At 64.9% G+C, this 25,111-nt stretch carries 28 protein-coding genes; 17 read left to right on the top strand and 11 right to left on the bottom strand.

Annotated elements, in window-relative coordinates:
• Positions 1–65 precede the first annotated feature (65 nt).
• Positions 66–1,190 (bottom strand): lytic murein transglycosylase B, encoded by a 1,125-nt coding sequence (gene mltB, locus TK49_RS08850; RefSeq protein WP_045786345.1) that lies wholly within the window; start codon positions 1,188–1,190, stop codon positions 66–68.
• A gap of 139 nt (positions 1,191–1,329) precedes the next feature.
• Here mltB and TK49_RS08855 point away from each other — a divergent pair, with 139 nt between their 5' ends.
• From TK49_RS08855 to TK49_RS08885, 7 genes are all read left to right on the top strand, one after another.
• Complete coding sequence (locus TK49_RS08855) at positions 1,330–2,253, top strand: histone deacetylase family protein (RefSeq protein WP_045786346.1); 924 nt, start codon at positions 1,330–1,332, stop codon at positions 2,251–2,253.
• A 167-nt stretch (positions 2,254–2,420) separates the two neighbouring features.
• Positions 2,421–3,470: a methionine ABC transporter ATP-binding protein gene (locus tag TK49_RS08860; RefSeq protein WP_045787820.1), complete on the top strand. Its 1,050-nt coding sequence runs from the start codon at positions 2,421–2,423 to the stop codon at positions 3,468–3,470.
• On the top strand, positions 3,460–4,113 hold the full coding sequence (locus tag TK49_RS08865; protein ID WP_045786347.1) for a methionine ABC transporter permease: 654 nt from the start codon (positions 3,460–3,462) through the stop codon (positions 4,111–4,113). Before TK49_RS08860 ends, TK49_RS08865 begins: the two co-directional genes overlap by 11 nt.
• A 33-nt stretch (positions 4,114–4,146) precedes the next feature.
• Positions 4,147–4,947 (top strand): MetQ/NlpA family ABC transporter substrate-binding protein, encoded by an 801-nt coding sequence (locus TK49_RS08870; protein ID WP_045786348.1) that lies wholly within the window; start codon positions 4,147–4,149, stop codon positions 4,945–4,947.
• Positions 4,948–5,137: 190 nt separating this feature from the next.
• Positions 5,138–5,887 carry an electron transfer flavoprotein subunit beta/FixA family protein gene (locus TK49_RS08875; RefSeq protein WP_045786349.1) on the top strand — a complete coding sequence of 250 codons (750 nt, stop codon included), beginning with the start codon at positions 5,138–5,140 and terminating at the stop codon, positions 5,885–5,887.
• A gap of 63 nt (positions 5,888–5,950) precedes the next feature.
• A complete protein-coding gene (locus TK49_RS08880) occupies positions 5,951–6,886 on the top strand; it encodes an electron transfer flavoprotein subunit alpha/FixB family protein (RefSeq protein ID WP_045786350.1) in 936 nt (311 codons plus the stop codon).
• Between the two features lie 171 nt (positions 6,887–7,057).
• Positions 7,058–8,842, top strand: coding sequence for an acyl-CoA dehydrogenase (locus tag TK49_RS08885; protein WP_045786351.1), 1,785 nt, complete (start codon positions 7,058–7,060; stop codon positions 8,840–8,842).
• Positions 8,843–8,919: 77 nt separating this feature from the next.
• On the opposite strand, the gene TK49_RS08890 is transcribed toward TK49_RS08885, so the two are convergent.
• Positions 8,920–10,209, bottom strand: coding sequence for a D-amino acid dehydrogenase (locus tag TK49_RS08890; RefSeq protein WP_045786352.1), 1,290 nt, complete (start codon positions 10,207–10,209; stop codon positions 8,920–8,922).
• Between the two features lie 133 nt (positions 10,210–10,342).
• Between TK49_RS08890 and TK49_RS08895 the strand changes: the two genes are divergently transcribed.
• The 3 genes from TK49_RS08895 (at position 10,343) to TK49_RS08905 (ending at position 13,729) form a co-directional block, all read left to right on the top strand.
• Positions 10,343–10,840, top strand: coding sequence for an Lrp/AsnC ligand binding domain-containing protein (locus tag TK49_RS08895; RefSeq protein WP_045787821.1), 498 nt, complete (start codon positions 10,343–10,345; stop codon positions 10,838–10,840).
• Between the two features lie 61 nt (positions 10,841–10,901).
• Positions 10,902–12,521, top strand: a complete 1,620-nt coding sequence (locus TK49_RS08900) for an alkaline phosphatase D family protein (RefSeq protein WP_045786353.1) — start codon at positions 10,902–10,904, stop codon at positions 12,519–12,521.
• 83 nt (positions 12,522–12,604) lie between these two features.
• On the top strand, positions 12,605–13,729 hold the full coding sequence (locus TK49_RS08905; protein ID WP_045786354.1) for a PA0069 family radical SAM protein: 1,125 nt from the start codon (positions 12,605–12,607) through the stop codon (positions 13,727–13,729).
• A gap of 5 nt (positions 13,730–13,734) precedes the next feature.
• On the opposite strand, the gene TK49_RS08910 is transcribed toward TK49_RS08905, so the two are convergent.
• The 4 genes from TK49_RS08910 to TK49_RS08925 all read right to left on the bottom strand — a co-directional run bounded on the left by TK49_RS08910 (position 13,735) and on the right by TK49_RS08925 (position 16,354).
• A complete protein-coding gene (locus TK49_RS08910) occupies positions 13,735–14,190 on the bottom strand; it encodes an NINE protein (protein ID WP_045786355.1) in 456 nt (151 codons plus the stop codon).
• Between the two features lie 196 nt (positions 14,191–14,386).
• Positions 14,387–14,569, bottom strand: a complete 183-nt coding sequence (locus TK49_RS08915; RefSeq protein WP_045786356.1) for a hypothetical protein — start codon at positions 14,567–14,569, stop codon at positions 14,387–14,389.
• Positions 14,570–14,693: 124 nt separating this feature from the next.
• Complete coding sequence (locus tag TK49_RS08920; protein ID WP_045786357.1) at positions 14,694–15,083, bottom strand: hypothetical protein; 390 nt, start codon at positions 15,081–15,083, stop codon at positions 14,694–14,696.
• 197 nt (positions 15,084–15,280) lie between these two features.
• A complete protein-coding gene (locus TK49_RS08925; protein WP_045786358.1) occupies positions 15,281–16,354 on the bottom strand; it encodes a PQQ-dependent sugar dehydrogenase in 1,074 nt (357 codons plus the stop codon).
• A gap of 145 nt (positions 16,355–16,499) precedes the next feature.
• Between TK49_RS08925 and rpsP the strand changes: the two genes are divergently transcribed.
• From rpsP to TK49_RS08955, 6 genes are all read left to right on the top strand, one after another.
• Entirely contained in the window at positions 16,500–16,754 is a 255-nt protein-coding gene (gene rpsP / locus TK49_RS08930) for a 30S ribosomal protein S16 (RefSeq protein WP_045786359.1), read from the top strand.
• Between the two features lie 145 nt (positions 16,755–16,899).
• A complete protein-coding gene (gene rimM, locus TK49_RS08935; protein WP_045787822.1) occupies positions 16,900–17,454 on the top strand; it encodes a ribosome maturation factor RimM in 555 nt (184 codons plus the stop codon).
• Positions 17,455–17,477: 23 nt separating this feature from the next.
• Positions 17,478–18,266 carry a tRNA (guanosine(37)-N1)-methyltransferase TrmD gene (gene trmD, locus TK49_RS08940; protein ID WP_045787823.1) on the top strand — a complete coding sequence of 263 codons (789 nt, stop codon included), beginning with the start codon at positions 17,478–17,480 and terminating at the stop codon, positions 18,264–18,266.
• Between the two features lie 71 nt (positions 18,267–18,337).
• A complete protein-coding gene (gene rplS, locus TK49_RS08945) occupies positions 18,338–18,724 on the top strand; it encodes a 50S ribosomal protein L19 (RefSeq protein WP_045786360.1) in 387 nt (128 codons plus the stop codon).
• A 104-nt stretch (positions 18,725–18,828) separates the two neighbouring features.
• Entirely contained in the window at positions 18,829–19,512 is a 684-nt protein-coding gene (locus TK49_RS08950; RefSeq protein WP_045787824.1) for a CoA pyrophosphatase, read from the top strand.
• 96 nt (positions 19,513–19,608) lie between these two features.
• Complete coding sequence (locus TK49_RS08955; RefSeq protein WP_045786361.1) at positions 19,609–20,550, top strand: CobD/CbiB family protein; 942 nt, start codon at positions 19,609–19,611, stop codon at positions 20,548–20,550.
• 21 nt (positions 20,551–20,571) lie between these two features.
• Here the strand turns inward: TK49_RS08955 and TK49_RS08960 are convergent, their stop codons facing one another.
• From TK49_RS08960 to TK49_RS08970, 3 genes are read right to left on the bottom strand one after another with little or no spacing between them, the layout of a single operon-like run.
• The gene (locus TK49_RS08960) at positions 20,572–20,886 is read right to left on the bottom strand and encodes a hypothetical protein (protein ID WP_045786362.1); all 315 of its coding nucleotides are present in this window, start codon (positions 20,884–20,886) and stop codon (positions 20,572–20,574) included.
• Positions 20,887–20,916: 30 nt separating this feature from the next.
• Positions 20,917–21,864, bottom strand: coding sequence for a ribosome small subunit-dependent GTPase A (gene rsgA, locus TK49_RS08965; protein WP_045786363.1), 948 nt, complete (start codon positions 21,862–21,864; stop codon positions 20,917–20,919).
• Complete coding sequence (locus TK49_RS08970; RefSeq protein WP_045786364.1) at positions 21,861–23,117, bottom strand: M48 family metallopeptidase; 1,257 nt, start codon at positions 23,115–23,117, stop codon at positions 21,861–21,863. Before TK49_RS08970 ends, rsgA begins: the two co-directional genes overlap by 4 nt.
• A 64-nt stretch (positions 23,118–23,181) precedes the next feature.
• Between TK49_RS08970 and orn the strand changes: the two genes are divergently transcribed.
• The gene (gene orn / locus TK49_RS08975; RefSeq protein WP_045786365.1) at positions 23,182–23,835 is read left to right on the top strand and encodes an oligoribonuclease; all 654 of its coding nucleotides are present in this window, start codon (positions 23,182–23,184) and stop codon (positions 23,833–23,835) included.
• Here the strand turns inward: orn and mog are convergent.
• Positions 23,832–24,470, bottom strand: coding sequence for a molybdopterin adenylyltransferase (gene mog / locus TK49_RS08980; protein WP_045786366.1), 639 nt, complete (start codon positions 24,468–24,470; stop codon positions 23,832–23,834). The two genes, orn and mog, sit on opposite strands and share 4 nt — an antisense overlap.
• Positions 24,467–25,081, bottom strand: coding sequence for a ribosome biogenesis factor YjgA (yjgA, locus tag TK49_RS08985; protein WP_276203700.1), 615 nt, complete (start codon positions 25,079–25,081; stop codon positions 24,467–24,469). Before yjgA ends, mog begins: the two co-directional genes overlap by 4 nt.
• Positions 25,082–25,111: the final 30 nt, after the last annotated feature.

The raw sequence follows: 25,111 nt of genomic DNA on the forward strand, positions 1-25,111 counted from the left end.
CGCAGGGTGTGGCCACACAAAAAATGCGCAGCTTCGGCTGCGCTTTGTCTTTACACCCGTGCGGCTCAGCCCCGCATGGCCTGGCGCACGGCCTGGCCCAGCTCGTACACGGCGGCCGCGTAGAAGAAGCTGCGGTTGTAGCGCGTGAGAACGTAGAAGTTGCGCAGGCCGATGCGGTATTCGGTCGACTGGCCCGGCGTGGGCAGGTCGATCACGAGCACGTCGGTCTCCTGTTCGCGCGCTGCATCGACGCCCGCTGCCAGTGCCAGCCCGGCACGCGTGAGCTTGGACAGCGTCATGCGCGGATACGGCTGGCCGTCTGCGGCTGCCGCAGCGATGCCCAGGCTGTCGGCGTCGGCGGCGATGTTCCACATCACCGGGCGACCAGGTTCCCAGCCGTGCATCTGCAGGAAGCGCGCGACGCTGCCGATGGCATCCACGGCGCTGTTGCGCAGGTCGATATGGCCGTCGCGGTCGTAGTCGATGGCGTATTCGCGGATGCTGGTCGGCATGAATTGCGGAATGCCTACCGCGCCGGCATATGAGCCCAGCACCGAGAACGCGTCCGTGCCGGTGTCGCGGCACCAGAGCAGGTAGTCCTTGAGCTGGTTGCGGAACATCGCGCTGCGTTCTTCGCGATTGGGCGTGTCGGGGTAGTCGAAGGCCAGCGTGGACAGCGCATCCATCACGCGGAAGTTGCCCATGTCGCGTCCATAGATGGTCTCCACGCCGAGGATGCCGACGATCACGTCGGCCGGGACGCCGAATTCCTTCTCGGCACGGCGCAGCGTGTCGCCGTATTGCTGCCAGAACTCGACGCCAGCGCCGATGCGAATCGGCTCGATGAAGCGGCCGCGATAGGCCGTCCAGCTACGGCGGCCGGGCGTGGCCGGCGGCATGATGAGCCGCGACACGGTGGCGGAATACGCCGTGCCGGCAAACAAGGCCTCGAGCGAGGGGCGATCAAAGTTGTACTCGCTGACCAGCATGCCGATGAAGGCCTGCGTCTGCGGGTTGTTGCGGTAGCGGTCGGGGTCGATCTCTTCTTCATGCACCGCCACGCGGCGCTTCGACGAACGGGTGGCTTTCTTGGCTGCCAGCGAGAGCGCAGGGAAGGACAGCGCGGAGAGTGCGGCACCTGCGACCAGGGCGCGCAACACGGGACGACGGAGAGAAGGCGATTGGCTCATGGGCAGGCTTCGGACAGGACCGGGGCATTGTAGCGGATGGTTCTGCCGGACCACCTTGGCAACGGGCCCGCGTGCGACGCCGTGTCGCCGTGCTAACGTATCGGCTGGAGACACCGAAGCACCGGATCACAACACCAACATGGCGACCGGCCTCTATACGCATCCTGAATTTCTCCGGCACGAGATGGGGCCTCATCATCCCGAATGCCCGGACCGCCTGCGCGCGATCGAAGACCAGCTCATCGCAAGCCGCATCGAAGACCTGCTCGTGCCGTGCGAGGCACCCCCCGCCACCGAGGCGCAACTGTGCCGCGTCCATCGCCCGGAATACGTGCGCGAGCTCGTGGCGAATGTGCCGATCGCGGGCTACACGCCCATCGATCCCGACACCTCGATGAACCCGCACACCTACATGGCGGCCGTGCTGGCGGCCGGCGCGGCGGTGGATGCCACTGACAAGGTCATCGCCGGCGAGCTCGAGAACGCCTTCTGCAGCGTGCGACCGCCCGGTCACCATGCCGAGCCGGGGCGCGCCATGGGCTTCTGCTTCTTCAACAACGTGGCGGTGGCTGCGCGTCATGCGCTCGACCATCACGGCCTGCAGCGCGTAGCGATCATCGATTTCGACGTGCACCACGGCAACGGCACCGAGGCCGCGTTTCGCGACGAGCCCCGCGTGCTGATGTGCAGCATCTTCCAGCACCCGTTCTATCCGTATTCTGGTACCGAGGCGGTGGCGCCCAACATGGTCAACATCCCGCTGCCCGCCTATACCAACGGCCTGACCGTGCGCGAAGTCGTGGAGACGATCTGGCTGCCGCGTCTCGAAGCGTTCCGGCCGCAGATGCTGTTCATCTCCGCCGGCTTTGACGCGCATCGTGAAGATGATCTCGGCCAGTTGGGGCTGGTCGAAGCCGATTACGCCTGGATCACGCAACAGCTCATGCACGTCGCGCGTACGCACGCCAACGGCCGCATCGTCAGCTGCCTGGAGGGCGGTTACAACCTGAGCGCGCTGGGCCGCAGCGTGGTGGCCCACGTCAAGGCACTCGCGGAGCTTTAGGTGCTGAACGATGACGAATCGTCGGTGACATTCGAAAAAGTAATAAAGACATCGTTAAAGAATCGTTCCTCGCATGTAGCGGCTGCCTTACACTAGCGCCTTATTTCAAACAAGAACGAGACGGCAACAGCCTGGATCAGGGCGGTTGCCGTTTTTGCATGGAACGCATGATTGAACTCAAGGGGATATCGCAGCACTTTCGGGGGGCGGGCGGTGCCGACGTCCACGCACTGCGTGACGTCGACCTGACCATCGAGCGCGGCGAGGTGTTCGGCATCATCGGCCGCAGCGGCGCGGGCAAGAGCACGCTCGTGCGCGTCATCAACCTGCTGAACCGCCCGACCGCGGGCACCGTCACCGTGGCGGGGCAGGAACTCACCGCACTCAACGCCGACGGGCTGCGCCAGGCGCGCCGCAAGATCGGCATGATCTTCCAGCACTTCAATTTGCTGTCGTCGCGGACGGTGTACGACAACGTGGCGCTGCCGCTCGAACTGGCCGGCACGTCGCGCGAGCGCATCCGCGAGATCGTGCTGCCGCTGCTGGAGCTCGTCGGCTTGTCCGCCCACAAGGATCGCTACCCCGCGCAGATTTCGGGGGGGCAGAAGCAGCGCGTCGGCATCGCCCGCGCGCTGGCGAGCCAGCCCGACGTGCTGCTCTCTGATGAGGCGACGTCCGCGCTGGATCCGGAGACGACGCGCTCGATTCTCGATCTGCTGCGCAAGATCAATCGCGAGCTCGGCCTGACCATCGTCCTGATCACGCACCAGATGGAAGTCATCAAGCAGGTGTGCGACCGCGTGGCGGTGCTCGACGCTGGCCGCGTGGTCGAGCTTGGCCGCGTGATCGACGTGTTCCTCAAGCCGCAGCACGATGTGACGCGCGCGCTCATCGGCGAGGTGATCTCGCAGGAGCTGCCGCCCTCGGTGCTGGCGCGTGTGGAGAGCCGCCTGACGGCCCGCGAGCACGGCGGCCGCGACCACCTGTTCCGCCTGGCCTTTACCGGCGCAGGCGTGGACCAGCCGGTGCTCGCCCAGGCGATCCGCCACTATGGGCTCGACTTCAACATCCTGCACGGCCACATCGACGAGATCCAGGGCCAGGCTTTCGGCTCGCTGGCCATTCTGGCCACGGGCGATATCAACGACATCAGCAATGCGATGAACTTCCTGCGCGAGCAAGGCGTGGTGGTGGAGGAGATCAATCATGTGGTCTGACCTGACCGACCTGTTTCTGCCCGCCTTCTGGGAAACGCTTGCCATGGTGGGCGTGTCCGGGGGCATCGGCGGGCTGTTCGGCGTGCCGTTGGGGGTGCTGCTGTATCTGACGGTGCCGGGCGGCGTGCTGTCGGCGCCGGTGTTCAACCGCGTGGCGGGCCTCGTCGTCAATGCCGTGCGCTCGGTGCCGTTCATCATCCTGCTGGTGGCGGTGATTCCGTTCACGCGCCTGCTGGCCGGTTCGTCCATCGGCACGGCCGCGGCCATCGTTCCGTTGACCATCGCCGCGATTCCGTTCATCGCGCGCCTGGTGGAAACCGCCTTGCGCGAAGTGGACCGCGGCCTGATCGAAGCCGCGCAGTCGATGGGGGCGACCACGGGCCAGCTCGTCTACAAGGTGCTGCTGCCGGAGGCCATGCCCGGCATCCTCGCCGGCCTGACGATCACCTTCGTCAGCCTGGTCGGTTATTCGGCCATGGCCGGCACCATCGGTGGCGGCGGCCTGGGCGACCTGGGCATCCGCTACGGCTACCAGCGCTATGAATCGGACATCATGCTGGCGGTCGTCGTCATCCTGATCGTCTTCGTACAGGCGGTGCAATCGACGGGCGACTGGCTCGTGCGCCGCCTCAGCCATCGTTAATCCTTCATTCGACAGACAAAACGAGGAAACACAATGAACCGTCGTCAACTGCTGCAATGGTCTGCGAGCCTCGGCGCCGCGCTGGCACTGGCCGCGGGCAGCGCCCTGGCCCAGAGCAAGCCCATCAAGATCGGCGTGACCGCCGGCCCGCACGCCGAGATCATGGAAGAGGTGAAGAAGGTCGCCGAGAAGGATGGCGTGAAGCTCCAGATCGTCGAGTTCAACGACTACATCCAGCCGAACGCCGCCCTCGCTGCCGGTGACCTCGACGCCAACAGCTACCAGCATCAGCCGTATCTGGACGACCAGGTCGCCACGCGCGGCTACAAGTTCGTGAGCGTCGGCCAGACCATCACCTTCCCGATGGGCATCTACTCGAAGAAGATCAAGTCGCTGAAGGACCTGAAGGAAGGCGCACGCTTTGGCCTGCCGAACGATCCGACCAACGGCGGCCGAGCCCTGTTGCTGCTGCAGTCGCAGGGCGTGATCAAACTCAAGCCGAACGCTGGCTTCAAGGCCTCGCCGCGCGATGTGGCCGAGAACCCGAAGAAGCTGAGGTTCGTTGAACTGGACGCCGCCCAACTGCCGCGTTCGCTCGACGACCTGGACGCCGCCGCCATCAACGGCAACTACGCCGAGAAGGCCGGTCTGGATCCGACCAGGGATGGCATCGCCATCGAAACCCCGAAGGGCCCGTATGCCAATGTGATCGCTGTGCGCACGGCGGACAAGGACCAGCCGTGGGTGGCCAAGCTGGTCAAGGCGTACCACTCCGACACGGTCAAGGCCTTTGTGAAGGCCAAGTACAAGGACGCCGTCATCGTGGCTTGGTAATCACTTTCTGATCGCTGCGTCGATCCGATAGAGGGCTCTACCAAGCAGATTGCCGGACGTTTCACTGGCGTCCGGCAATTTTTCATGGTTAAAATAGCACGACCGTTCGGAAATTTAACGCGGCCGACTGGCCCCCCTTATAATGGCCGGCGTTTTGCAAAATCGTCTTATCAATTAGTGGAGTGAGCGCATGAAAGTCCTGGTCGCAGTCAAGCGCGTGATCGATTACAACGTGAAGGTCCGCGTGAAGACGGACGGCAGCGGTGTCGATCTGGCCAACGTGAAGATGAGCATGAACCCGTTCGACGAGATCGCCGTGGAAGAGGCGGTCCGCCTGAAGGAAGCGGGCGTTGCGACGGAAGTGGTCGCCGTGTCGTGCGGCGTGACGCAGTGCCAGGAAACCCTGCGCACCGCCATGGCCATCGGCGCGGACCGTGGCATCCTGGTCGAGACGAACGAAGAACTGCAGCCGCTGGCGGTGGCCAAGCTGCTCAAGGCCATCGTCGACAAGGAACAGCCGCAGCTGATCATCCTGGGCAAGCAAGCCATTGACGACGATGCCAACCAGACCGGCCAGATGCTGGCTGCGCTGGCAGGCCTGCCGCAAGCCACGTTCGCCTCGAAGGTGCAGATCGCAGACGGCAAGGCTTCCGTCACGCGAGAAGTGGATGGCGGCCTGGAGACCTTGTCGGTCAAGCTGCCGGCCGTGGTCACCACCGACCTGCGCCTGAACGAGCCGCGCTACGTGACGCTGCCGAACATCATGAAGGCGAAGAAGAAGCAACTCGACACGGTCAAGCCCGAAGAGCTGGGCGTGGACGTTGCACCGCGCCTGAAGACGCTGAAGGTGGTCGAGCCGCCGAAGCGCAGTGCTGGCGTCATGGTGCCCGACGTGGCGACGCTGGTGTCCAAGCTGAAGACGGAAGCCAAGGTGCTGTAAGCGGCGGTTTGTCCCTCCGCGCTACTGCACGCAACTTCAAGCACACCGAACAGGCAGATCAAGATGACCGCACTCGTTATTGCTGAACACGACAATCAATCCATCAAGGCCGCGACGCTGAACACCGTGACGGCTGCCGCCCAATGCGGCGGTGAAGTCCACGTGCTGGTGGCTGGCGCTGGCTGCAGCGCGGCCGCACAGGCGGCTGCGCAGATCGCCGGGGTGACCAAGGTGCTGGTGGCCGATGCGCCGCAGTTTGCCGATGGCCTGGCCGAGAACGTCGCCGAGCAGGCCCTGGCCGTTGCCGGTAACTACAGCCACATCCTGGCGCCCGCCACCGCCTACGGCAAGAACATCCTGCCGCGCGTGGCCGCCAAGCTGGACGTGGCCCAGCTGTCCGACATCACCAAGGTCGACGGCCCCGACACCTTCGAGCGCCCGATCTACGCCGGCAACGCAATTGCCACCGTGCAATCCGCCGACAAGGTGAAGGTGATCACCGTGCGTGGCACGGCATTCGACCCGGCTGCGGCCACCGGTGGCTCCGCTGCTACCGAAAACCTGACTGCCGTGGCTGATGCCGGCATCTCGCAGTTCGTCTCGCGCGAAGTGACGAAGAGCGACCGCCCGGAACTGACCGCCGCGAAGATCATCGTGTCAGGTGGCCGTGGCGTAGGCTCGGGTGAGAACTACACCAAGGTGCTGACGCCGCTGGCCGACAAGCTGGGCGCAGCGCTGGGCGCCTCGCGTGCCGCAGTGGACGCCGGCTTCGTGCCGAACGACTACCAAGTGGGTCAGACCGGCAAGATCGTCGCGCCGCAACTGTACATCGCCGTCGGTATTTCGGGCGCGATCCAGCACTTGGCCGGCATGAAGGATTCCAAGGTCATCGTCGCGATCAACAAGGATCCGGAAGCGCCGATCTTCCAGGTGGCGGACTACGGCCTCGTGGGGGACCTGAACACCGTGGTGCCGGAGCTGGTGAGCGCACTGGGCTGATCGCACCGCGCGGCGCGCTGATATGTGCGCCGCAGCGCCCCAGGCAAAGCCGTTTCCGACCATGTCTGGAAACGGCTTTTTTATGCGCCCGAGCGCCATCAGGACGGCGCGGACGAGTGGACCGAGCTGACGTTTCGTCCTGATCGCGCTTAACGAGAGTTGGAGAGAGACATGACTTATCAAGCCCCCGTCAAGGACATGCTGTTCGTGATGAACGAGCTCGCTGGCCTGGACAATGTTGCCAAGCTGCCCGGCTTTGAAGACGCCACTGCCGACACCGCCCAGGCCGTGCTGGAAGAAAGCGCGCGCTTTACCGGTGAGGTCGTTGCGCCGCTCAATGTGGAAGGCGATCGGAACCCGAGCAGCTGGAAGGAGGGCGTCGTGACGGCCACGCCGGGTTTCAAGGAGGCCTTTGCCCAGTTCGGCCAGGGCGGCTGGCAGGGCGTGCAGCACCCGGTGGAGTACGGCGGCCAGGGCCTGCCCAAGCTGATCGCCACGGCGTGCATCGAGATGCTCAACGCAGCCAACCTGTCGTTCGCGCTGTGCCCGCTGCTGACCGACGGCGCCATCGAAGCGCTGCTGACGGCCGGTACGGAAGCGCAGAAGCAGTTGTTCGTACCGAAGCTCATCTCGGGCGAATGGACCGGCACGATGAACCTGACCGAGCCGCAGGCCGGTTCCGACTTGGCACTCGTGCGCACCCGCGCCGAGCCGGTGGGCGACGGTACCTACAAGATCTTCGGCACGAAGATCTTCATCACCTGGGGCGAGCACGACATGGCCGAGAACATCGTCCACCTGGTGCTGGCGCGCACGCCGGGTGCACCGGAAGGTGTGAAGGGCATCTCGCTGTTCGTGGTGCCGAAGTTCCTCGTGAACGACGATGGCTCGCTGGGCCCGCGCAACGACGTGCACTGCGTGTCGATCGAGCACAAGCTTGGCATCAAGGCGAGCCCCACGGCCGTGCTGCAGTTCGGCGACCACGGCGGCGCGATTGGCACGTTGGTCGGCGAAGAAAACCGCGGCCTTGAATACATGTTCATCATGATGAATGCCGCGCGCTACGCCGTTGGCATGCAGGGCATCGGCGTGTCGGAGCGCGCGTATCAGAAGGCCGTCGCCTATGCACGTGAACGCGTGCAGAGTCGTCCGGTGGACGGCTCCGCTACCAAGGCGGTGCCGATCATCCATCACCCCGATGTGAAGCGCATGCTGCTGACGATGCGCGCCATGACCGAGGGCGCGCGTGCGTTGGCCTACGTGGCCGCCGCCGCATGCGATGCCGGCCATCATGCAGTCGACGAATCGATGCGCAAGCAGAATGCAGCGCTGTACGAATTCCTCGTGCCGATTGTCAAGGGCTGGAGCACGGAGATGTCCATCGACGTGACGAGCCTAGGCGTGCAGGTGCACGGCGGCATGGGCTTCATCGAAGAGACGGGCGCTGCGCAGTATTACCGCGACGCGCGCATCCTGCCGATCTACGAAGGCACCACCGCCATCCAGGCCAACGACCTGATCGGCCGCAAGACGGTACGTGACGGTGGTGCCGTGGCGCTGGGCATCTGCGCGGAAATCGCCAAGGTGGAAGCGGCGCTGGCCGCTGAGGGGGGGGCGCATTGCCAGGCCATGCGTGCGCGGCTGGCGGCCGGCCGTGAGGCGATGGAGTCGGTGGTGCGTTTTGTGGTCGCGCAAACCAAGGCGCAGCCGAACGCCGTCTTTGCGGGCAGCGTGCCGTACCTGCGCCTGTGCGGCATCGTGTTGTCGGGCTGGCAGATGGCCCGTGCGCTGCTCGTTGCCATCGACCGCGAAAGCGACGACCCGAACTTCTACGGCGCGAAGATCGCCACGGCACGCGTGTTTGCCGACGTGCTGCTTACGCAGGCGCCTGGCATTGCGCAGAGCATTCTCACCGGTGGCGAGACCATCGGCGCCGTGCCGGAAGCGCAGTTCTAAACCGCACTGCCGGGCAGCATCGACCGGCATGAAAAAAGGGAGGCCTCGGCCTCCCTTTTGCGTTGGTGCGACGGCGCTCAGGCCAGCGCAGGCTTGCCTGCCGGCATCGGCGAACCGCCAAGGTAGCGATACACCGAGAGGTCATCCGCGCGAATGGCGGGCGAACGACCCGACACCAGATCCGACAGCAACTTGCCTGAGCCGCACGCCATGGTCCACCCCAACGTGCCGTGGCCGGTGTTGAGCCACAGGCCGCGCACCGGCGTCTGGCCGACGATCGGCGTGCCGTCCGGCGTCATCGGGCGCAGGCCGGTCCAGAACGAGGCCTGCGACACATCGCCGGCACCCGGGAACAGATCGTTCACCACGAATTCCAGCGTCTTGCGCTTGCCTGGGTCCAGCCGCTTGTCGTAACCGACGATCTGCGCCATGCCGCCCACGCGGATGCGGCTGTCGAAGCGCGTGACGGCCACCTTGTACGTCTCGTCGAGAATGGTCGAGACGGGGCTCTTCTCGGCGTCCGTCATCGGCACGGTGATCGAGAAACCCTTGAGCGGATACACCGGTACGTTCACAAGGTTCTTCAGGAACGGCGTGCTGTAGCTGCCCAGCGCCACCACCACGAGGTCGGCATCGATCGGCTGGCCGTCGACCAGCGCGCCGCGCACGGCGTCGTTCTTGAAGATGAGGCTGTTGATGGTGCTGTTGAAACGGAAGCGCACGCCGAGCTGTTCCGCCATCGCAGCGAGGCGCGTGGTGAAGAGCTGGCAATCGCCCGTTTCGTCGTTGGGCAGGCGCAAGCCACCGGCCAGCTTGTGGCGGGTCGAGGCCAGGCCCGGTTCACTGCGCACGAGGTCGTCGCGCGAAAGCAGTTCGTACGGCACGCCGGCGCGCTCCAGCACGGCGATGTCGTTCGCGGCGCTGTCGAGCTGCTGCTGGGTGCGGAAGATCTGCAGCGTGCCTTGCTGGCGGCCTTCGTAGGCGATGCCGGTGTCGGCGCGCAGCTCGCGGATGCAGTCGCGGCTGTACTCGGCCAGGCGGACCATGCGCTCCTTGTTCTGCGCATAGCTGGCCGCGTCGCAGTTGCGCAGCATCTGCCACATCCACTTGAGCTGGAACAGGGTGCCGTCCGGGCGGATGGTGAGCGGTGCGTGCTCCTGGAACATCCATTTGATGGCCTTGAGCGGCACGCCGGGTGCAGCCCACGGCGACGCATAGCCGGGCGAGATCTGGCCGGCGTTGGCAAAGCTGGTCTCGAGCGCCGGGCCGGCTTCGCGGTCGACGACGGTGACTTCATGGCCGGCGCGGGCCAGGTAATAGGCGCTGGTAACGCCGATCACGCCGCTGCCAAGAACGAGCACGCGCATGCTGATACTCCCCGGGGATACGTAGACGATAGATGCCGCTATCGTATTCGTACATTTCCAGCAATTGTTTCTGTATATTCTCGGGAAACAGGAACAACTTCGATTTTGGGCCCGGCTGCGGCTCCCCTTGATCATGCGAACCCAGCGCAAGCCCGTGCGGGCCCTCGACAAGCTCGACCGCCGCATCCTCGACCTGCTGCAGAAGGACGGGCGGCTCTCCATGAAGGAACTGTCGGAGGCCGTCGGCCTGACCATCACGCCGTGCATCGAGCGCGTCAAACGCCTGGAGCGCGAAGGCTTCATCCTCGGCTATTACGCGCGGCTGAATCCCGCCATGCTCGGGGCTTCGCTCCTCGTGTTCGTCGAGATCAGCCTGGGCAGCAAATCCGGCAACATGTTCGAGCAGTTCCGGCGCGAGGTCCTGCGCATTCCCGAGGTGCTGGAGTGCCACCTCGTCTCGGGTGATTTCGACTACCTCATCAAGGCGCGCATCCGCGAGATGAGCGAATACCGGCGCCTGCTGGGCGACATCCTGCTGCAGTTGCCCGGCGCGGTGCAGTCAAAGAGCTACATCGTGATGGAGGAGATCAAGGAGACGCTCGCCATCGACGTCACGGAAGAGGGCGGGTGACGTCGCACTGTCACGGAAGCGCCTTACGCTGGCCGGCATTTCGATCCCGTATGCCGATGCCATGTCCGACCAGCCGATCTTCAAGCCGACCCGCCGCACGCTGATCAAGGGTCTTGTTTCCGCCGGCGGCACCGCGTTGCTGGGCGCGCGAATCGGGGAAGTGCTCGCGCAGGGCGTCGCGCCTGCCGTGGTGACGTCCGAGCGACTGCGTCCGCAAGTGCCCGGCGCCGTGATGAGCGGTGATATCACCACGGACAGCGCGATCGTGTGGAGCCGGACCGACCGTCCGGCGCGCATGATCGTCGAATATTCGACCGACGCCGCCTTCAAGCACGTCGCCCGCCGCGTGGGCCCCGCTGCCATCGAGGGCAACGGCCTGACGGCCCGCGTTGACCTGACCGGCCTGCCCGCCGGTGCCGATGTGTTCTACCGCGTCCGCTTTCAGGATCTCGTGCACGACAAGGCATTCAGCGGGCCCGTCAGCGGCCGCCTCCGCACCGCGCCCGTGCAGGCCGATCGGCCGATCTGCTTCGTCTTCTCCGGCGATGAAGCCGGGCAGGGCTGGGGCATCAATGAGCGCTTCGGCGGCTACCGCCTGTACGAAGCGATGCGCCGCGAATCGCCCGACTTCTTCATCCACTCCGGCGACCAGATTTACGCCGACGGCCCCATCCAGGCAGAGGTGAAGCTGCCGGACGGCTCGCTGTGGACCAATCTCGTCACCGAAGCCAAGTCGCACGTCGCGCAAACGCTGGACGATTACCGCGGCGCCTTCGCTTACAACCAACTCGACAGGAACAAGCGTCGCTTCGCCGCCGAAGTGCCGTTCCTCGTGCAATGGGACGACCACGAGGTGCGCAACAACTGGTATCCCGGTCAGCAGATCGGCCCGGAAGAGAAGCGCTACCAGGAGCGCAGCGCGTCGCTGCTCGCCGCGCGGGCGAAGCAGGCGATGTTCGAATACAACCCGTTCCGCTTCAACCCGCTCGACCCGGAGCAGATCTACCGCGCGTTCCAATACGGCCCGCTGCTCGACGTCTTCATGCTCGATGAGCGCAGCTATCGCGGCCGCAATTCGCCGAATCGCCAGACCACGCTCGATGCAGACTCTGCCTTCCTTGGCCCAGCCCAGACGGCGTGGCTCAAGCAATCACTCAAGCAATCGAAGGCGACGTGGAAAGTGATTGCCAGCGACATGCCGATCTCGCTGGTGGTGCCCGACCTGAACCCGGACGTACCCAAGGGCACCTACGAAGCGTGGGCGAACGCCGATGACGGCGGGCCGTCCGGCCGCGAGCTGGAACTGGCCGAGCTCCTGCGCTTCATCAAGCACGAGAACATCCAGAACGTGGTGTGGGTGACGGCCGATGTGCACTACGCGCAGGCCACGTACTATCACCCGTCGCGCGCGAAGTTCACGGAGTTCAAACCGTTCTGGGAATTTGTCGGCGGCCCGATCAACGCGGGCACGTTCGGGCCCAACGAGGTCGACCAAACCTTCGGGCCGGATGTGCGTTACGTCAGCATCCCGAAGGACAATGCGCAGAACCAGTCGCCCGCCGCGCTGCAGCAGTACTACGGCCGCGCGAGGATCGATCCCGCCACGCGCACGATGCACGTGTCGCTGCACGACCTTGACGGCAAATCGCTCTGGGAAGTGACGCTCGACCCGGAAGCGTAGCCGGCGCCACCCCAGCGGAACGCGGGCGGATGCGATAGGATCAGCCCGGCCCCCGCATACGACTCCATTCCGCTGTGCCCGATATGTCCGACCGCCACGTCCCGCGCAAGGGACGCGGCGCCACCTCCAATCTGCAAGGCCGTTTCGAACGCGATGAACGCACACGCGTCGATGACGGCTGGCAACCCCTCGTCGGCCAGTTCGACGCCGCCGACGCGCCGCCGCGCCTGCAGACGAGCGTCTCCATCGAACGCGCGCGCTCGATCCTGAGCCACAACCAGTCGCCCGACATTCCGTTCAGCGTGTCGCTCAATCCGTATCGCGGTTGCGAGCATGGTTGCGTGTATTGCTTCGCGCGGCCCACGCATGCGTATCTCGAACTGTCTCCCGGGCTCGATTTCGAGACGAAGCTGTTTGCCAAAACGAATGCCGCCGAGCTGCTGCGCGAAACGCTCGCCAAGCCGAGCTACCGCTGCGAGCCGATCGCGCTTGGCGTCAACACCGACGCCTACCAGCCCATCGAGCGCGAACTGCGCATCACGCGCGACGTGCTGCAGGTCCTGCACGATTGCGACCACCCTGTGGGGCTCATCACCAAGTCGTCATTGATCGAGCGCGACATCGACCTGTTAGCGCCGATGGCCGCCAAGAACCTCGTCGTGGCGGCCGTGACGATCACCACGCTCGATGCTGACCTCGCGCGCAAGCTCGAGCCCCGCGCGGCCACGCCGTCGCGGCGGCTGCGCACGATACGCACGTTGGCGGAAGCGGGCATTCCGGTGGGTGTGAGCGTCGCGCCGATGATCCCTTTCATCACCGACGACCACATGGAGCAGATTCTCGAAGCGTCACGCGAGGCCGGCGCCACGTACGCGAGCTACATCGTGCTGCGGCTGCCGAACGAGTTGAACGCCGTGTTCCAGGACTGGCTGACGGCGCATTTCCCCGATCGAGCGCAACGCGTGATGAACCGCGTTCGCGATCTGCACGGTGGTCAGGATTACAAGGCCGACTTCGCCACGCGCATGCGCGGCACCGGCATCTGGGCGGATTTGCTGCGCCAGCGCTTCTACAAGGCCGCCGACAGGCTCGGCTTCAGCTACCACCGCTACAACGAACGGGTGCTCGACACATCGCAGTTCAAACCGCCTGCGCGCGCGGCCAAGCCAAGAAAGCCCCCCGACGAGCGCCAGGGCAGCCTGTTCTGACCGGCTTATTGCGACAGTTCCTTCGCAGCCTGCACCTGCGATTCGAAATACGTCTGGAACGTGATGGCGAGCCCCGCCATCAGCAGGCCCGTGCCGATCATCAGCGTCAGGATGGTAAGCACCACCACAGGCCAGCCCGAGCGGGTGGGCGTGCCGCCCGCGTTGAATTGCGCGTCCCATCTGTCATCGGGTCGCAGGCCGTAGACGAGCGCCGAAAGAAACCCCGCCAGCACGGAAGATGCGCCGATGATGGCGCATACCCACCCCGGCACGCTGGCGCGCTGCGTCGACCACAGCAGCGCCACGCCGATCGCGCCGAGCACCATCGCCATGACTTGGGCCCACGCCCAGAAGTCCCGCACGCCCCGCAGGTAGAAGCGGTGCGCGCCCACGCTTCCGAACAGAAAGGCGAGCAGCACGGTCAGCAGCTTGGATTTTTTTTCGAGGGTGGTGGAAGGCATGGCGGGGCGTAGAACTCACGGCACGGCAAGAGGACACAGCGCCGCGCATTCTACGCCCAACACAAACCGCGGCGCAGCCAACGAGCGGCGCCGCGCACGCGTCTTAAAGACACATCAGCAATCTGGGGAATGGGCCGTCAATTCGGCCGGACGCGCACAGCCCTGGGCAGGCGCTGCGGTGGAGGGGGGAGCGGAGCTAAATCGGGACCGGACGCAGCGACGGCACACCCATCGAAGCCGTCAGGTCTTGCAGCATTTGCGGCGCCTGGTGGCGCAGGCTGGTTTCACCATAGAGCAGGTGAACGAGCATCAGCATGAAGGCGGAGGTCCATATCAGACCGAGGATGAGCCGCACATGGCGGTAGAGATTGGACAGCATTGAAGCACCTGTTGTCGTTGTGATCGGTGTGATGACGCGCGCACGTCGAGGCGCGGCGCGTCATCCAGTACGACAAGGCTGTCCGAGGGCAAGTTCCGGACGGTGAAGCGGTGCGCGCTTTGCATCAGCCCCGGCGCGAACTGCGCCAGTTGCCTTGATCGGCGTTGCCGCGTTCCTGGCGCATGCGCTCCTGCTGTTGCCAGTCGCCGCGGCCGCCGCTTTCGCGGGGCTGCACACGGCCGTTCAGGCGGTCATCGGCGCGTGCACGGGCTTCCATCCGCTCCATCTGCGCGCGGATCCGGGCCGCCTGGTCTTCGCGCGCGCCGGCGAAGAACTGCGCGACCAGCGGACGAGAGTGCGCGACTGTGCCGGCGGTCATCGGCCATGCCGGCATGGGGGGCTCGGCGAAGGCGACGGCCGCCTGACGCGCCGTTGCGCTGGCAGCCAAGGCGCCCGCAGAGGCGACGATCAGAACACCCGCCGCCAACGGGCGAAGCAATGCGCGGATCGGCATGGCTATCTCCTGTCGGGCGAAGGTTCAAAAGCACCACGCGCCGCAGGCATTGTTGGTACGGGGGAGACAGAGCAGCAACGCGTGTTCATGCCTGTCAATGTACGGCTTCAGTGAGGGTGCATCCACTGTCCAAAGGTTTCCTGTGTAACGAGATGTTTCCCTCACGCCCGGGGCCCTGGTTGAAGGGGGCCTGTACGTCATCTGCCGATGTAGCGGATGCGATACACCGCCCCGGCCTCGTCGTCGCTGACAAGCAAGCTGCCATCGGGCGCGACCAGCACATCGGCCGGGCGTCCCCGCGCGCGGTCGTCCTGGAGCCAGCCTTGCGCAAACGGCTCCTGCTTCGTGACCTTGCCCGTGGCGTCCAGCACCACACGCACGACGCGATAGCCGACCTTGGACGAGCGGTTCCACGAGCCATGCTCGGCAATGAAAATGTTGTTGCGATACTCCGGCGGGAAGCTCGTGCCGGTGTAGAAACGCATGCCTAGCGCAGCCACGTGTGCCCCGAGTCTGGCCACCGGCGGTACGTAGTCCTTGCACGGGTGTCCCGCGCCGAAGTCGGGGTCGGGAATATCTCCCGCATGGCAGAACGGAAAGCCGAAATGCGGGTTCGGCTGCGCGATGCGGTTCAGTTCGTCGTCCGGCTGGTCGTCGCCCATCGAGTCGCGGCCGTTGTCGGTGAACCACAGTTCGTGCGTGACCGGGTGCCAGTCGAAACCGACCGTGTTGCGGATGCCTCGCGCAACGACCTCGAGTCCGCTGCCGTCTGCGTTCATGCGCATCAGGTTGGCGTAGCGGTTTTCATCCGGGCGGCAGATGTTGCAAGGTGCGCCCACCGGCACATACAGCTTGCCGTCCGGGCCGAACGCGATGAATTTCCAGCCGTGTTGCGCCTCGGTGGGCAGTTTGTCGTTGACGACGACGGGCGGGGGCGGTCGGTCGAGCCGCTCGTCGATGCCGTCAAGCCGCACCACGCGCGACACCGCCGAGATATAGAGGCTGCCGCCGTGCCAGGCCACCCCCACCGGCAATTTCAAATCCGACGCCACGATCCGCACGTGCGCGTTTGGCGTCTGCAGCGGCAGCGCGTACACGTTGCCCGCGCGGCTGCCAACATACAGGATGCCCGCGGGAGACAGCGCCATCTCGCGCGCGGCGGGCATCGCGTCGGTGAGCAATTCGACCCGGAAGCCGGACGGCACGCGCAGCGTGTCCAGCAAGGGTTTGGCTCCCGCTGAGGACCCGGCGCCAAGCCACGCGGCAAGCATAATCGCCCAGCCGGCGAACCTCTGTACCAGGTCGCGCCGACAGCAGCGTGGTTGCGATGCTCCTAAGTGTTTGTTTGGTCTGGAAAATTGAGCTATAATCGCGTGTTTCTCTGTACGCATACCCAGTTTTTCAAGGAAAAGATCCATGGTCGTGATCCGTCTGGCCCGCGGTGGCTCCAAGAAGCGCCCGTTCTTCAACATCGTCGCGACCGACTCGCGTAACCGCCGTGATGGCCGTTTCATCGAGCGCGTCGGTTTCTACAATCCGCTCGCCTCCGAAGGCGAAGAAGGTCTGCGCATTGCTCAAGACCGTCTGAGCTACTGGGAAGGCGTGGGCGCGCAACTGTCGCCGACGGTCGCCCGTCTGGTGAAGCAGGGCGCCAAGAAGGCGGCTGCCTGAGTTTTAGCATGCGTCGATCGACGGTGCCGTCCGAGCACTTCCTGCCGTGACGCGCCCGGTATCGACACCGTCGGGGGCACGTAAAAGCCCCGTGACCAAAGCTGCCGAGACCGCCTCGCAAAAGGTGGCCGAACGCTTGCAGGCCATGCGGCCGCAGGTCGGCGGCAACCCGGCGCTGCCCGATGATCTTGTCGAGGTCGGCTATGTGGGCGGTGCCTATGGCATTCGCGGTTGGATCAAGGTGCAGCCGCATGGGGATGCCGACGCGTTGCTGAATGCGCGTACGTGGTGGCTGAAGCCGGCCGCTGCTGTGCCGGCTGCATCTGCGGAATGGCGGGTGTTCTCGGTCGGCACATCGCGCGAGCACAGCGGTACGGTGGTGGCAGGTTCGCCTGCGGTGCCGGACCGCAATGTCGCCGAGGCGCTGCGTGGCTGTGCCGTGTGGGTCAGCCGGGCAGAGTTTCCCGAGCCGGATGACGACGAGTTCTATTGGGTCGACCTGATCGGCGCCACTGTCGTCAACGAACAGCAGGAAACGCTCGGTACGGTGGCTGGCCTGATCGACAACGGCGCGCATCAGATCTTGCGGGTCGTTGGAGAAGACGACGTCGAGCGGCTGGTGCCGTTTGTCGAGGTCTACGTGAAGTCGGTGGATGTTGCGGGCAAGCGCATCGTCGTCGACTGGGGTCTGGATTACTGAACATGCGGCCGGAGAATTCGGCGATGCAGTTCGATGTCATCTCGCTGTTCCCGGAGATGTTCCGGGCGCTGACCGACTGGGGTATCACCAGCCGGGCAGCCAAGCAGCAGGTGTACACGTTGCGTACCTGGAACCCGCGCGACTTCACGACGGACAATTACCGTACCGTGGATGACCGGCCTTATGGCGGTGGCCCGGGCATGGTGATGCTCGCCAAGCCGCTGGAAGCCGCGCTCGATGCGATCCGTGACGCGCAGGCACCGGTAGCTTCGCATGTGGTGCTGCTGTCGCCGCAAGGCAAGCCGCTCACGCACCGGCGAGTGATGGAATTGGCGCAGCTGCCGGCCCTCACGCTGCTGTGCGGGCGCTATGAGGCGATTGACCAGCGCCTGGTCGATCGCCGGGTCGATGAGGAAATCAGCCTCGGCGATTTCGTGCTGTCTGGCGGCGAGATCGCGGCGATGGCCATCATCGATGCGGTCGTGCGGCAGTTGCCCGGTGTGCTGGGCGACGCGCAGTCGGCGGTGCAGGACAGTTTCGTCAACGGCCTGCTCGACTGTCCGCACTACACACGGCCGGAAGAGTACGAAGGTGTGCGTGTGCCCGATGTATTGCTGGGCGGCCACCACGCCGAGATCGAGAAGTGGCGCCGCCAGCAGGCGCTGTTGAATACGATGCGCAAGCGGCCCGATCTGATCGACGCTGCGCGCAGGCAAGGTTTGTTGTCCCGCAGCGATGAGGCTTTCCTCGCTGCCGCGGCGATAACGGCAAAGGGGTCGGAAGTTTCCACACCGGAAGCCTCGGCCGATTGAAGTTCCCATCCTCTACCGGGGCCACGGTTGGTACCGGGCAAAACGCCGGCATGATGGTCAAGGAGAAAAAGATGAATCTCATCGAGCAAATCGAGCAGGAAGAAATCAAGCGCCTGACGGCCAACAAGACGATCCCCCCGTTCGCCCCTGGCGATACCGTGATCGTCAACGTGAACGTCGTGGAAGGCAACCGCAAGCGTGTGCAGGCGTATGAAGGCGTGGTGATTGCCAAGCGCAATCGCGGCCTGAACTCGTCGTTCATCGTTCGCAAGATTTCTTCGGGCGAAGGCGTGGAGCGTACGTTCCAGCTGTACTCGCCGCTGCTGGCCAGCATCGAAGTGAAGCGTCGCGGCGATGTTCGCCGTGCCAAGCTGTACTACCTGCGCGAGCGCTCGGGGAAGTCGGCACGCATCAAGGAGAAGCTGACCTTCAAGCGCAAGGAAGCCGCTGCGGAGTAATCTGCGCGCATTGCGAAAAGGCACCTTCGGGTGCCTTTTTTCTCTTTCGGGGTGGAAGATGGACGCGCTGGCTGCCTTCCGCCCACCACTCATTGTTTCCCTTCATGCGCCGTCCCGTGTTCGATCCCCAGCAGTTGCCCGTGGTGCCGTCCGAGGCATCGTTGCCGGCGCTCGGGGCGGAGCGGCTGACGGCCGAGTTCGTGCGCGATCGTCTGCGTACGCCGCCCGACTGGGAGCCGGAGCATACGGACGAGTCGCGTCTGATCGACGCGTCGCTCAAGCTGCGCGAGGCTGCCGTCCTGGTGCCTCTGGTACAGCGTGACGCGGGATTGACGGTGCTGCTGACGCAACGCAATGCGTCGCTCAGCCAGCATGCGGGGCAGATCAGCTTTCCGGGCGGCGGGCGCGAAGCCATTGACCGTGACGCCGTTGATACCGCACTACGCGAGACGGACGAGGAAGTGGGCATCGCGGGCGACCACATCGAGGTGGTCGGCCGCCTGCCGGACTACATCACCGGCACGGGTTTTCACGTGAGCCCCGTGGTGGGGCTGCTCACACCGGATTTTGTGCTGCGGCCGGATCCGAGTGAAGTCGCCGAAGTCTTTGAAGTGCCGCTCGCCTTCCTGATGGACCCGGCCAACCACGAGGTGCGCGAGTTGCGCTGGGAAGACCGCGTGCGCCGCTTCTATGCCATGCCATATCGTCGGCCCGACGGCGCATACCACTTCATCTGGGGCGCGACGGCGGGCATGCTCCGCAACCTGTATCACCTGCTGGCGGCGTAGCGTCCGTGTCACGGTGCGCTGTTGCGCGCACGCTGTGTGCTATCGTCTTGCACATCGCCTTCACGGCGTGATCAACGCCTTCGCAACGCCCCTCCAATGACTTTCTTCTCCGTACTCTGCGCGCTGATCGTCGAACAGTTCCGTGCGCTCAGCCGCGACAACCCCATCTACGATGTCGTGCGTGCGTTGGCCGCGCGGGCGGAAGAATGGTTCGATACCGGCAATCGCCGCGATGCTGTGCTGGCCTGGTGTGTGGTCACGCTGCCTGCCGTGGTGGTGGTTGCGCTGGTGCATTACCTGCTGTCGTCGATCAGCCTCGTGCTCGCCTTTCTGTGGAACGTGCTGATGGTCTACCTGACCCTCGGCTTCCGCCAGTTCAGCCACTATTTCACGGATATCCACGAGGCGCTGCGCAGCGATGACGTGGTCACCGCGCGCCTGTTGCTCAACGAGTGGTCGGGGCGCGACACGACGGATATGCCGGCAAACGAGATCGTCCGTCACACGCTCGAATGCGCGATCGTGGCGGCGCATCGCCATGTGTTTGGGGTGTTCTTCTGGTTTCTGGTGCCGATCGGCCCGGCGGGTGTCGTGCTGTATCGCGGCGCAGAATATCTTGCCCGCCACTGGAGCGATACCTCGTCGACGCGCAGCCCCGCCCTTGGCCTGTTTGCGCGCCAGGCGTTCTTCGTCATCGATTACGTTCCCTCGCGCCTGACCGCTATCGGCTTCGCCATCGTCGGTAATTTTGAAGACGCCATCTACGCCTGGCGCAATCGGGCGGCCAAATGGAGCGACGAGGTCAACGGTATCTTGCTGGCCGCTGGCGGGGGGGCCTTGGGCGTACGCCTTGGCACGCCGATTCCGCAACGCGATTCGGCAGACAGCCTCGCCGACGAAGACGCGGCGTATCCGATGGAAGTCGGCCAAGAGCCGAACGTGCGCACCCTGCAGTCCGCGGTGGGGTTGGTGTGGCGTGCGGTGGTGCTGTGGATGCTGCTGCTCGCGATGCTGTCGATAGCCGTGTGGCTCGGTTGACCGGGCACGGTATCTGACCCGTCAGGCCGCGTCCTCGCGGTCTTTTCCGCAGCGCCAGCACTGGGCGAACTGCGGTTCGTGCATTTCCCCACAGTGCGTGCAGCGCCAGGCCGAGCCGGGGGGCGGATGTTGCGCCTGGTCGAGCACTGCCTGCGCCTGGGCTTCCTGCGCCGGGTTCACGAGCCACACCTGGGCCGCACAATCCTGCGGCGGAACGTCACCCGCCACGCTGCTGAGGTAAATGTTGCGCAGTTCGGTGCGGATGCCGGCCGCGGTCAGCACGTTCTGCCAATGCGCGGCCATGCCGAGCGACGGACTGCTGATCAACAGTTTCATCTCACAGCCTCCCCGAACGTCCATCTGCCGCTACCAGGGCTTCTGCTGCTCCGATTCGTGCAGCAACTGCGCGTAGAGCTGGTGTCGGCGCGGATCAATCTTGCCTTCCTCCATCGCTCCCAGAATGCCACAGCCAGGTTCCTGCAGGTGGCGGCAGTTGTAAAAGCGGCATGCGGTCAGATGCGGGCGGAATTCCGGGAAGGCCCGCTCGAGCATGCCTTCGGTCAGGTGGTGCAGGCCGAATTCCTGAAAGCCGGGCGAATCGATCAGCACACCGTCGCGGCCCCAGTCTGCAGGGAGATGGTAGAGCCGCGTGAACGTGGTCGTGTGCTTGCCGGAATCGAGCTTTTCGGAGATCTCGCGCGTCTGCGCATCGACGCCCGGAATCAGCAGATTCAGCAGCGATGACTTGCCCATCCCGGATTGCCCGATGAGGATGGACGCGCGCCCGGCCACATGCGGCTGCAGTGCCGCGTGTGCGGCTTCGGCGGCACCGTGCACGGACAGTTCCACGATCGTGTAGCCGAGCTCCCGATACAGCGCGAGCCGCGAGCGTGCTGTCTCGAGCCGCGCCGTCAGGTCGATCTTGTTGAGCAGGATCAGCGGCGCGATGCCGAGGGACTCCGCCGCAACGAGCGCGCGGCCGAGCAGGTCTTCGGAGAAGCTCGGTTCGGTGCCGAGCATGATGATGACCTGGTCCAGGTTGGCCGCCAGCATTTTCGATTTGAACTGGTCGGACCGATAGAGCAGATTGCGCCGCTCTTCCACGCGCACGACGACACCCTGGTCGACCGCGGTCGCCTCATAGATGACGTGATCGCCGACGGCGCATTCACTGCGTTTGCCGCGCGGAAAGCACTGCAGCAAGCCGCCGCCTTCGCGTTCGACCAGGTAGTGACGGCCGTGCGCGGCGATGACAAGCCCGCGCTCGCCCGTCGCAGCCTGCTTGTGGGCGCGGCCCGGTTTGCCGCGCGTCATGCCCCGGCCTGCACGAGACGCGCCACGCGCTGCGACGCGGTCGGGTGCGAGTAGTAGAAGGTCGAGTACACCGGGTCCGGCGTCAGCGTCGAGGCGTTGTCCTGGAACAGCTTGACGAGGGCCGAGACGAGTTGCTTGGCATCCGCGTGCTCGGCGGCAAACGCGTCGGCCTCGTATTCGTCCTTGCGCGACGACAGGCTCGCCAGCGGCGACACGAAGAACGTGAACACCGGCAGCACCAGGAAGAACAGCATCAGCGCCAGCGCGTGGTTGTCGGCGCCAAGATTGGGGGCGACGCCAAGGCCGAGGTAGAACCACGTCCGCGTCATCAGCCAGCCCAGCAGCGCGAGCGCACCGAGGCTCAACACAAACGTGACGGCGATGCGCTTCGTGATGTGGTGGCGCTTGAAGTGCCCGAGCTCATGCGCCAGGACGGCTTCCATTTCGGAAGCATTCAGGCGCTCGAGCAGCGTATCGAAGAAGACGATGCGCTTGGTCGCGCCGAAGCCGCTGAAGTAGGCGTTGCCGTGCGCGCTGCGGCGGCTGCCATCCATCACGAACAGGCCCTTGCTGGCGAACCCGCACCGCTTGAGCAGACTTTCGATGCGCGTACGCATCTCTTCGTCCTGCAGCGGGGTGAACTTGTTGTAGAGCGGGGCGATGACGTTCGGGTAGATGGCCTGCACGAACAGCATGAACGCCATCCAGACGATCCAGGTGTAGAGCCACCAGTGCGCGCCCATCTTGTCCATCAGCCAGAGGACGGCGAGCAGCAGCGGCAGGCCCAGCACGGTGCCGATGAGGATGCCCTTGATCAGGTCGACCGCCCAGAGCTTCCACGTCATGCGATTGAAGCCGAAGCGTTCCTCGACGACGAATTGTGCGTACAGCGAGAATGGCAGCTCGACCACGCTGCTGATGACGATGACCGACGCAATGAGCGCGACCGCATACGCATAGCCGGGGCCGAACACGCCGAGCCAGGCCTGGTTGATCCAGTTCAGCCCGCCGAACAGGGTCAGCGCGATGAGCAGCGCGGCTTGCACCGGCACTTCGAGCATCGCCAGGCGGGTACGGGCGATGGTGTAGTCGGCGGCCTTCTGGTGCATGTCGAGCGTGATCGCCTCGGCAAACTGCGCGGGCACGGCGTTGCGGTGACGCGCCACGTGGCGAATCTGCCGGGCCGCGAGCCACAGGCGTGTGGCGGACATCAGGGCGAGAGCGACCAGAAAGACAACGGTAAAGGCTGGCATGTGGGGGAAACCCTATCGAATATGCGAAAATTATAGCCTTCAGTCATTTTCTCAAGGCCTTCGCGTGAGTAACCCTGTTTCCCAGCCCGTTGCATCCTCCACCAGCGCCGCCCCCGCCAGGATTGCCGCCAAGAGCGACAACAACCTGGTCTGGGTCGACATGGAGATGACCGGCCTGAGCCCCGAGAACGACCGCATCATCGAAGTGGCCGTGGTGGTGACCGATTCGGAACTGAACGTGCTCGCGGAAGGTCCGGTGCTCGTGGTTCACCAGTCCGACGAGCTGCTCGACGGCATGGACGCATGGAACAAGGGCACGCACGGCCGCTCGGGCCTGATCGACAAGGTCAAGGCTTCGACCACGACGGAAGCCGAAGCCGAAGCCGAATTGCTCGAATTCCTCAAGAAGTGGGTGCCGAAAAGCAAATCGCCGATGTGCGGCAACTCCATCTGCCAGGACCGCCGGTTCATGGCGCGCTACATGCCCAAGCTCGAGGCGTACTTCCATTACCGCAATCTGGACGTCTCCACGCTCAAGGAGCTCTGCAAGCGCTGGCAGCCGGCCATTGCCAAGGGCTTCGTGAAACGTCAGCAGCACACCGCGTATGCGGACATCATCGAGTCGATCGAGGAGCTGCGCTACTACCGCGAGCACTTCATCCGCGATGAGCGCCAGACGCCGGAGGCCGAGGCGCTGGCCTCGTCGGTCGCGCCTTAAGCCTGCAGCGGCTTCGCGCGGACGGCGTGCTTGGGTCGCCAGGCCTTGACCACGCTGTCGTACGTTTCAATGTACGGGCCGCCGATCAGGTCGATGCAGTACGGCACGGCGGCAAAGATGCCCGGCACCGTAGCGCGGCCCTCCACATCTTTCAGGCCTTCGAGCGTTTCCTTGATGGCGCGCGGCTGGCCAGGCAGGTTGATGATCAACGCTGCGCGGGTCGGCGTTTCGCGGATGACTGCCACCTGCCGCGACAGGATCGCCGTCGGTACGAACTGCAGGCTGATCTGGCGCATCTGCTCGCCGAAACCGGGCATCTCCTTCGTGGCGACAGCGAGCGTGGCCTCGGGCGTGACGTCGCGGCGCGTGGGGCCGGTGCCGCCAGTGGTGAGCACCAGGTCGCAGCCGGCGTGGTCGACGAGGTCGATCAGCGTTTCGGAGATCGTCGCCCGATCGTCCGGAATCAGTCGTTCCACCCCTTGCCATGGCGACGACAGCGCGGTGCCAAACCAGTCGCGCAGTGCCGGAATCCCTTCGTCCTGGTACGTGCCGGCTGAGGCGCGGTCCGAAATCGATACAAAACCGACGATCAGTTCGTCGGCGTGCCGGCGGGTGAGCGGGGCGGAGGCAGTCATGCGCGGTCGTCTTCGGCTTCGGGTTGGTCGGATTCGTCTTTGCGGTCATTGCCGGCCAGCGTCTGCTTGACCATCTGGAACAACTCGCGCGACGACCTGGGCGGCTTGGCCAGTTGCACTTCCTTACGCGCGTTGCGCACCAGTGTCCGCAGAGCCTGCACGTCGGTATCTGGATGCGCGGCGATGAACTCGGTGACAGCATCGTCGCCTGCGATCAGCCGGTCGCGCCAGCGCTCGATGGCGTGCAGGCGCGCGGTTTCCGCCTTGGAAGCACCCACGAACGTGGCCATCACGCGGCGGATGGCTTCGACGTCTTCGTCGGTGAGAGCGCGCATCAGCTTGCCGATGTACTGCATCTGGCGGCGCTTGCCCTCGTGACTCGTGATGCGCTTGGCCTCACGCAGGGCGTCGGCCAGCGTTTCGGGCAGCGGCACCTTGGCGAGTTTGTCCTTGGGCAGCGCTTCCAGTGCGCTGCCGAGGTCCTGGAGGGCGTTGACCTCGCGCTTGCGCTGCGATTTGCTCTTGGGCGTATCCGGGTCGTCCTCGTCACCGATGTCGGTGCGCACGACAGGCTGCAGATACGTGGGGTTGTGTCGGGATGCTCGGCTCATGGCGCGCATTGTATCTTGCTATGATGGGCG

The sequence above is a fragment of the Ralstonia mannitolilytica genome, assembly GCF_000954135.1.
Lineage (GTDB): Bacteria > Pseudomonadota > Gammaproteobacteria > Burkholderiales > Burkholderiaceae > Ralstonia > Ralstonia mannitolilytica.

Excerpts from the sequence above, each read along its gene's own strand:
- mltB (WP_045786345.1), bottom strand. The coding sequence starts at position 1,190 with ATGAGCCAATCGCCTTCTCTCCGTCGTCCCGTGTTGCGCGCCCTGGTC.
- TK49_RS08855 (WP_045786346.1), top strand. The coding sequence starts at position 1,330 with ATGGCGACCGGCCTCTATACGCATCCTGAATTTCTCCGGCACGAGATG.
- TK49_RS08860 (WP_045787820.1), top strand. The coding sequence starts at position 2,421 with ATGATTGAACTCAAGGGGATATCGCAGCACTTTCGGGGGGCGGGCGGT.
- TK49_RS08865 (WP_045786347.1), top strand. The coding sequence starts at position 3,460 with ATGTGGTCTGACCTGACCGACCTGTTTCTGCCCGCCTTCTGGGAAACG.
- TK49_RS08870 (WP_045786348.1), top strand. The coding sequence starts at position 4,147 with ATGAACCGTCGTCAACTGCTGCAATGGTCTGCGAGCCTCGGCGCCGCG.
- TK49_RS08875 (WP_045786349.1), top strand. The coding sequence starts at position 5,138 with ATGAAAGTCCTGGTCGCAGTCAAGCGCGTGATCGATTACAACGTGAAG.
- TK49_RS08880 (WP_045786350.1), top strand. The coding sequence starts at position 5,951 with ATGACCGCACTCGTTATTGCTGAACACGACAATCAATCCATCAAGGCC.
- TK49_RS08885 (WP_045786351.1), top strand. The coding sequence starts at position 7,058 with ATGACTTATCAAGCCCCCGTCAAGGACATGCTGTTCGTGATGAACGAG.
- TK49_RS08890 (WP_045786352.1), bottom strand. The coding sequence starts at position 10,209 with ATGCGCGTGCTCGTTCTTGGCAGCGGCGTGATCGGCGTTACCAGCGCC.
- TK49_RS08895 (WP_045787821.1), top strand. The coding sequence starts at position 10,343 with ATGCGAACCCAGCGCAAGCCCGTGCGGGCCCTCGACAAGCTCGACCGC.
- TK49_RS08900 (WP_045786353.1), top strand. The coding sequence starts at position 10,902 with ATGTCCGACCAGCCGATCTTCAAGCCGACCCGCCGCACGCTGATCAAG.
- TK49_RS08905 (WP_045786354.1), top strand. The coding sequence starts at position 12,605 with ATGTCCGACCGCCACGTCCCGCGCAAGGGACGCGGCGCCACCTCCAAT.
- TK49_RS08910 (WP_045786355.1), bottom strand. The coding sequence starts at position 14,190 with ATGCCTTCCACCACCCTCGAAAAAAAATCCAAGCTGCTGACCGTGCTG.
- TK49_RS08915 (WP_045786356.1), bottom strand. The coding sequence starts at position 14,569 with ATGCTGTCCAATCTCTACCGCCATGTGCGGCTCATCCTCGGTCTGATA.
- TK49_RS08920 (WP_045786357.1), bottom strand. The coding sequence starts at position 15,083 with ATGCCGATCCGCGCATTGCTTCGCCCGTTGGCGGCGGGTGTTCTGATC.
- TK49_RS08925 (WP_045786358.1), bottom strand. The coding sequence starts at position 16,354 with ATGCTTGCCGCGTGGCTTGGCGCCGGGTCCTCAGCGGGAGCCAAACCC.
- rpsP (WP_045786359.1), top strand. The coding sequence starts at position 16,500 with ATGGTCGTGATCCGTCTGGCCCGCGGTGGCTCCAAGAAGCGCCCGTTC.
- rimM (WP_045787822.1), top strand. The coding sequence starts at position 16,900 with ATGCGGCCGCAGGTCGGCGGCAACCCGGCGCTGCCCGATGATCTTGTC.
- trmD (WP_045787823.1), top strand. The coding sequence starts at position 17,478 with ATGCAGTTCGATGTCATCTCGCTGTTCCCGGAGATGTTCCGGGCGCTG.
- rplS (WP_045786360.1), top strand. The coding sequence starts at position 18,338 with ATGAATCTCATCGAGCAAATCGAGCAGGAAGAAATCAAGCGCCTGACG.
- TK49_RS08950 (WP_045787824.1), top strand. The coding sequence starts at position 18,829 with ATGCGCCGTCCCGTGTTCGATCCCCAGCAGTTGCCCGTGGTGCCGTCC.
- TK49_RS08955 (WP_045786361.1), top strand. The coding sequence starts at position 19,609 with ATGACTTTCTTCTCCGTACTCTGCGCGCTGATCGTCGAACAGTTCCGT.
- TK49_RS08960 (WP_045786362.1), bottom strand. The coding sequence starts at position 20,886 with ATGAAACTGTTGATCAGCAGTCCGTCGCTCGGCATGGCCGCGCATTGG.
- rsgA (WP_045786363.1), bottom strand. The coding sequence starts at position 21,864 with ATGACGCGCGGCAAACCGGGCCGCGCCCACAAGCAGGCTGCGACGGGC.
- TK49_RS08970 (WP_045786364.1), bottom strand. The coding sequence starts at position 23,117 with ATGCCAGCCTTTACCGTTGTCTTTCTGGTCGCTCTCGCCCTGATGTCC.
- mog (WP_045786366.1), bottom strand. The coding sequence starts at position 24,470 with ATGACTGCCTCCGCCCCGCTCACCCGCCGGCACGCCGACGAACTGATC.
- yjgA (WP_276203700.1), bottom strand. The coding sequence starts at position 25,081 with ATGAGCCGAGCATCCCGACACAACCCCACGTATCTGCAGCCTGTCGTG.